Consider the following 309-nt stretch of genomic DNA (forward strand, 5'->3'; position numbering starts at 1 on the left):
CAGTCGTATATCCGGCATCTGGGTTGAGCCTGTGTGAGGCGGCCCGTGCCGACATGGAATCTGCGTCACAACTGCGCCAATCGTTGCAAGCGGCAAGCCAGAAGCTGCCTGTCCAGTTATCGGCGTCAAGCTGTGTGGGTGTTGCCCGTGGTGCCATGATGGGAGATCAATCTCGTCGCAACGCTGGGAGGGGAACTTGGTTTTCTTCCTTCAAGACTGTTTTCGTTGTGCCGCCTTCACGCCATCCTGGCCTGGTATGGCACCTTGTCTCGCAAGCACGCGAAGCAGATGCGCGCCAGCTTGTTGGCC

General features: G+C 58.6%; 1 protein-coding gene. It reads left to right on the forward strand.

Translation table 11 applies throughout. The annotated features are described in order from the left end of the window. Positions 1-53: 53 nt before the first annotated feature. A partial coding sequence (locus tag EIP75_RS24815; RefSeq protein ID WP_233585038.1) for a hypothetical protein occupies positions 54-309 on the forward strand: 256 nt, incomplete at its 3' end.

The organism is Aquabacterium soli (genome assembly GCF_003933735.1).
GTDB classification, from domain to species: Bacteria; Pseudomonadota; Gammaproteobacteria; order Burkholderiales; family Burkholderiaceae_C; genus Aquabacterium; species Aquabacterium soli.